We start from the raw sequence: 5,850 nt of genomic DNA on the forward strand, positions 1-5,850 counted from the left end.
ACGACCTCGCGGTGCCGCCCGATCAGCAGCTCGGTCTCCATCAGCAGTTCCAGGCACTCCAGCCGGGTTTCCTCCAGCAGCGCGGCGTAGGCCTGGACGTCGGGGGAGTCGGTGAAGCCGCCGAACGCCTCGCCGCGCCACAGATCCGCGGCCTCGCGCAGGACGGTGGCGGCCTCCTTGTAGTTGCGATCCCAGTACCGGGACCGGCCTAGCTCGTAGCGGCGGATGAAGCGGTCGGCGTCGAGTTCGCCGTCCGTGACGTGCAGCGAGTAGCCGCGCGGGCTGGTGACGACGGGACTGTCGGCGGAGCCCGTGCCGCGCAGCAGCTTCCGCAGCTGCGAGACGTAGACGTACAGCGCGGCGCTCACACGGGCCGGCGGGTGTTCGCCCCAGAGCTGCCCGATCAGGTGCTCGGCGGTCGCGACCTGGTTCCGCTTGACCAGCAGCACGGCCAGGAGCGTCTCGATCTTGCGTGCCCGCGGAGCGCTCACGCCGGGCCGCCCCGCCACCCTGATCTGCCCCAGAATCCCGTAGTCCATTTCCCGTGCCCTCCGGTGTCCGCGTCGATCGGATCCGCCCGGCCGGGCGCCCCCAGTGTCGTTCTCCGGCGCCGCGCTGCCCGGTCCCGCTCCGGCAGCATACTAAACCGACCTCCCGGTTTTCAAGATAAAACCGGGAGGTCGGTCGGTTTGTTCGGCGAACGGGCATCGATCCCGGCGCAGCGCACGGAAAAGGGCGGCCCGCACTGCCGGGCCGCCCTTGTGGCCTCAGACCGAGGCGGCCCCCTGCGGGGCGAACCGGTGCAACCGCCGCGGCGGGACCACCGAGCTCAAGATCGTCGTCCACATGTACGTGGTGCGCTCGATCAGGTCGGTGCGGCCGGTCAGCACCTGGGAACTCAGCTGGATCCCGGTGAACGACGCCTGCACGTACACCGCGAGGTCGTACGCGTTGATCTCCTTGCGCAAGTCGCCCGCCGCCTTCGCCGCGAGCAGGCAGCCGTGGATCGTGTCGATCCACCGCTTGTACGCGTTGCCCGCCGGCGCGATGAACGAACCCTGCTCGATGACCAGCCGGACGCTCGCCCGGACCCGCACGTCGGACTGCAGGCTGGCCGCCATCCCCTGGGTCAGGTCGATGACCGTCTGCAGCCCCGGGCTCTCGATCGCCGCGAGCGGCTCCCAGACCGTGAACTGCTCGTCGATCAGGGCGTCGGCCAGGTCTTCCTTCGACTTGAAGTGGAAGTACAGCGCGCCCTTCGTGACGCCCGCTCCGGCCAGTATCTCCGACAGGCTCGCGCCGAGGAAGCCGACGGCGTCGAACCGCGAGGCGGCCGCCTCGAGGATCGCGTTCCGTGTCTGCTCCGCACGCTCCTGGCGAGCCACGCCGGCCCCTCTCGCTTTGGCGGATCGGTCCACAGCGGACCCCCGTCCAGCGGGCCAGTCTACGTCCCGGCGGCCCGGAAAGCCAGTAAAAACCGCTCGGTTGGTATGGTTTAGCCGGAGCAGGGGTCAGGGGAGCAGGGCGGCTATTCCGTCCAGGACTCGTTCCAGGGCGAAGTCCTCCGGGGCGGCGGCTGGCCAGCCGTGGGACTCAGCCAGTTCGGCCAGGTGCGGATAGCCGCCTTCGGACAGTCGTGGTTGCAGGAAAGCTCGTACTTCGGCGGCGTATTCGGCGGATTCGGGAGAATCCGGGTCGGCCGCCGTTCGGCGGCGCTCCGCGGTGGCCCGGACTACGGCCGAAACCAGGTCCGCGCAGCGCAGCGCGTCCACAGTGGACAAACCGGCTCCGGTGAAGACGGCCAGGAGCTGTTCGGTCCAGCCGAGGCGATGCGGGGTCAGGCTCTCGCGGACGTCCAGCAGCCAGGGGTGCGCGGCATACCGTTTGGCGGCGGCGTCCGCCCAGGTTCGGACCGCTGAGCGCCACTCCAGGCCCGCGGCGGGGTCCGGGGGCGGGCCGAAACCGGACTCGGCCAGGAGGATCAGCAGTTCGTCTTTCGAGCTTACGTAGCGGTACAGCGCGTTGGTCGTCAGCCCGAGTGCGGACGCGATGTTCGGCAGCGACGCGGCGGCCAGTCCCTCGGTGTCGGCCAGTTCGACGGCGGCCGCCACCACCGCCTCGACGGTGTGCGAGGGCTTCGGCCCGCGACGGGGGCGCGGGCCGCCCCGCCATGCCGGGGACAGGCCTGGGGGCAGGGCATGGGGGTCGGGCTCGATCGGCATCTTTCGCTCCGGTGCGTCTTTCACTAAACTGTGCAAGTCTTACACCGATCTGGCCTGGGGGCGAGCCAACGTGAGCGAGACCAACCGGTTCGGAATCGGGAGGGCTGCCGAACCGGACCGCGGGCCGGCCGGGACCGNCGGGACCGATCGGCGCACCCCGGGTTCACCGCCGCTGTCGGAGATCGCGCGCCGCCCGGGCGGTGGCTGCCGGTCGCGGCGGCCAGCGCGCTGATCCGGTTCGGCATCCGCCGAGTCCTGCCCGGCGGCGTCTCCTGAGCCGCCGCGAGGGCCGTCGCCGGGGTCTGGGGTTTCCCGATCACCCGGGGTCCGCTAAACTGTTCAAGCCTTACACAATTAATCCCGACTCCGCCGAAGCCGTATTGGGGGGCCTCTCATGTCGGAGAGCACCGAGAAGACCCGCTCGGGGAGCGGACTCGCTCGCCTGATCGTCACCATCGCCTGGGCCGCCGTCCTCGGCGTCCAGTTCGTCATCTGGCTGCTGATGTGCCTCATCAGCATGTCCTTCAAATGGCCGTTCTGGCTGTGGACGCTGGGCGGCGGCGTGATCGTGCTCGCGGTGTGGTGGTCGCTCGACCGCCGCGGTTCCGGGAACGGATCGGAGTGAACAACGTGTCCACGACCACCACTTCCGTGGCGACGTCCGTCCAGCTGGACGCGGTGCACAAGACCTACGGCCGCGGCGAGAGCGCGGTCGAAGCGCTCGCCGGCGTGTCCGTCGCTTTCCCGGCGGGCACTTTCACCGCGGTGATGGGCCCGTCCGGTTCCGGCAAGAGCACGCTGCTGCACTGCGCGGCCGGGCTGGACACGCCGACCTCGGGCACGGTCACCCTCGTCGGGACCGACCTCAAGGGCAAGAACGAAACGAAGCTCACCGAACTGCGCCGCGACCACGTCGCGTTCATCTTCCAGTCGTTCAACCTGATGCCCGCGCTGAACGTGGAGCAGAACGTCACGCTGCCCACGCTGCTGGCCGGCCGCACGCCGGACAAGGCATGGGTGGACCAGGTGATCGCGCGCGTCGGGCTGTCCCAGCGCGTGAAGCACCGGCCCGGCGAACTGTCCGGCGGGCAGCAGCAGCGCGTCGCGATCGCCCGCGCGCTCGCCGCCCGCCCGGCCGTGGTGTTCGCCGACGAGCCCACCGGCGCGCTCGACACCACCACCGCGCTTGAGGTCCTCGGCTTGATGCGCGAGCTGGTCAGTGCGGGCCAGACGATCGTGATGGTCACCCACGACCCGGTCGCCGCGTCCCACGCGGACACCGTGCTGTTCCTGGTCGACGGCCGGATCGTCACGCAGATGGCCAGCCCGGGCGTCGACGCGGTGGCGAGCACCCTGGCGCACCTCGGCGAGCAAGCGAGGAGGCAGCGGTGAGTTCGCGGCGAGTGGTGCTCGCGCTCGCACTGTCGAGCCTCCGGTACCGCGCGGCGGCGTCGCTCGCGTCGTTCGTCGCCATCCTTGCCGGCTGCGGTCTGCTGATCGCGTGTGCCGGGCTGTTCGAAACGGCGATCGTGCTGAAAGCGGCGCCGGAGCGGCTGTCCGCGGCGCCGCTGGTCGTCGGCGGGTCCGCCGGGTTCAAGCTGCCGGACGAGGAATCGCAGGTCGTCCCGTACGCCGAGCGTGCGGTGCTGCCGGAGGACCAGGTCGCCAAGATCTCCGCGGTGCAGGGCGTCGGACAGGCGGTGCCGGACGTTTCGTTCGCGACGGTGCTGCTGCACGACGGTGCGCCCGAGCCGGGTGCGTCGGTCCTTTCCGGACACGGCTGGGATTCGGCTTCGCTCGGCGGATACCAGCTGACCGAGGGCGCGGCTCCGAACACGCCGGGCCAGGTCGTGCTCGACTCGGCCACGGCGTCCGCGGCAGGCCTGCACGCGGGCTCGGCCGTCGACCTGGCGGTGAACGGACAGCGGCAGTCGTTCCAGATTTCCGGCGTCGCACAGCCTTCGCAGACCGTGCGCGCGCCCGCGTTCTTCTTCTCCGTCGCGGACGCCCAGCGGTTCAACGCGCATCCCGGCACCGTCGGGCTCGTCGGCGTGTTCCCGGCCGACGGGGTCGACGCGGCGGACCTCGCGGGCAAGATCTCCGAGCAGGTTCCGTCGCTGACGGTGCTGACCGGCGACGACCGCGGTTCGGCCGAATTCGTCGGCGTGGGCGGAAGCCAGCTGCCGCTGATCCTGCTCGCGGCGGTGTTCGGCGGCATGGTGCTGGTCGTGATGGCACTCGTCGTTTCCGCGACGATCAGCCTCACCGTCCGGCAGCGGCAACAGGAACTCGCGCTCCTGCGCGCGACCGGAGCGACGCCGAAACAGGTGCACCGCATGGTCGTCATGGAGACGATGGCGGTCGGCGCGCTCGCCGCGGTGTGCGGGGCGTTCCTGGGCAGCCTGCTCGGGAACTGGATCTTCAGCACCAGCGGCTCGCTCGGCATCGTGCCGGACGAACTCGCCTTCACCCAGGACATCATCGCGTTCGCGGCGGGGATCGTCGCCACGCTCGCGATCACCTTCGGGGCCGCGTGGTTCGCCGCGCTGGCCGCCTCCCGGGCCCGGCCGATCCAGGCGCTGGCCGAGGCGGCGATCCCGGGGGCCAAGGTGAACGCGGTGCGCCGCATGGGGGCGCTGATCTGCGGTGCGGCCACCGTGCTGCTCGCTTCGACCACGGTCTTCATGCCCGCCGACAGCGCGGCGGCGATCGGCGGTCCGGCGCTGCTCACCGGCGCGATCGGCGTCGCGCTGCTCGGTCCGGAGATCATCGCCTGGGTGGTGGACCGGTTCGGTCCGTTCGTGCGCCGGGTCGCCGGCCGGGACGCCACGCTCGCGGTCGTCAACACCCGGGCGCGGGCCGTCGCGTTCGCCGCGGTGCTCACGCCGATCACGCTCGCCACCGCGGTCGCGCTCGGCAATGTGTATTCCGAGACCACCGCGCAGAAAGCGCAGGTCAGCGCGTATGCCGGGCAGTTGCAGGCGGACGCGGTGCTCACCTCGGCCGCGGGCGGGTTCTCCCCGGACGAGCTCGCGCGGATCCGCAGCACGCCAGGGGTTTCGACCTCCTCGCCGCTCGTCACCAGCTCCGGCTGGATCGAGGATCCCTACGACGGCAACGGAAGCGATCCGCTGCGGCTGCTGGGTGTCGCTCCGCAGGACCAGGGCGGCACGGTGCTCGCCACCGAGGTCACCGAAGGTTCGCTGACGGCATTGCGCGGGGATTCCGTGGCACTGCCCGCGTCGGTCGCTGACGATCTCGAGATCAAGGTCGGCGCCAAGATCAAGATGCGGCTCGGCGACGGGGCGCAGGTGCCGGTGACCGTGGTCGCGCTGCTGGACAGCCCGTCCAGCTACGCGAGCATGGTGCTGCCCGCTGATCTGCTGGCCGCGCACACCACCAGCGGCCTGGCGTCGCAGGTGCTCGTGCGGGGCGGCGACGCCGGCGCAATCGTGTCGGCGCTGTCCGACCGGGCGAAGGACTGGCCCGGGGTCACCGTCGGCGACGACAGTGCGCTCGCCGCGAGTTTTCAGGCGAGTGCCGACGTCGAGGCGTTGATCAACTACCTGCTGGCCGTGCTCGCCATCGCATACGCCGCGATCGCCGCGGTGAACACGCTCTCGGTAGC

General features: G+C 70.9%; 6 protein-coding genes. 3 read left to right on the forward strand and 3 right to left on the reverse strand.

Annotation, left to right across the window (positions count from 1 at the left end; translation table 11 throughout):
- The 3 genes from A4R44_RS45010 to A4R44_RS45020 form a co-directional block, all read right to left on the reverse strand.
- On the reverse strand, window positions 1-539 hold a 539-nt coding region (locus tag A4R44_RS45010), incomplete at its 3' end, for a BTAD domain-containing putative transcriptional regulator (protein ID WP_067595761.1).
- Between the two features lie 228 nt (window positions 540-767).
- Window positions 768-1,385 (reverse strand): ScbR family autoregulator-binding transcription factor, encoded by a 618-nt coding sequence (locus tag A4R44_RS45015; protein ID WP_067595762.1) that lies wholly within the window; start codon window positions 1,383-1,385, stop codon window positions 768-770.
- Between the two features lie 126 nt (window positions 1,386-1,511).
- Complete coding sequence (locus tag A4R44_RS45020; RefSeq protein WP_067595763.1) at window positions 1,512-2,222, reverse strand: TetR/AcrR family transcriptional regulator; 711 nt, start codon at window positions 2,220-2,222, stop codon at window positions 1,512-1,514.
- A 394-nt stretch (window positions 2,223-2,616) separates the two neighbouring features.
- On the opposite strand from A4R44_RS45020, the gene A4R44_RS45025 reads away from it, so the two are divergent.
- The 3 genes from A4R44_RS45025 to A4R44_RS45035 all read left to right on the forward strand — a co-directional run.
- Entirely contained in the window at window positions 2,617-2,847 is a 231-nt protein-coding gene (locus A4R44_RS45025) for a hypothetical protein (protein WP_067595765.1), read from the forward strand.
- A gap of 5 nt (window positions 2,848-2,852) precedes the next feature.
- Window positions 2,853-3,614, forward strand: a complete 762-nt coding sequence (locus tag A4R44_RS45030) for an ABC transporter ATP-binding protein (protein ID WP_232792081.1) — start codon at window positions 2,853-2,855, stop codon at window positions 3,612-3,614.
- A partial coding sequence (locus A4R44_RS45035) for an FtsX-like permease family protein (protein WP_232792084.1) occupies window positions 3,611-5,850 on the forward strand: 2,240 nt, incomplete at its 3' end. The genes A4R44_RS45030 and A4R44_RS45035, both read left to right, overlap by 4 nt.

It is taken from the genome of Amycolatopsis sp. M39 (assembly GCF_001651785.1).
Lineage (GTDB): Bacteria > Actinomycetota > Actinomycetes > Mycobacteriales > Pseudonocardiaceae > Amycolatopsis > Amycolatopsis rubida.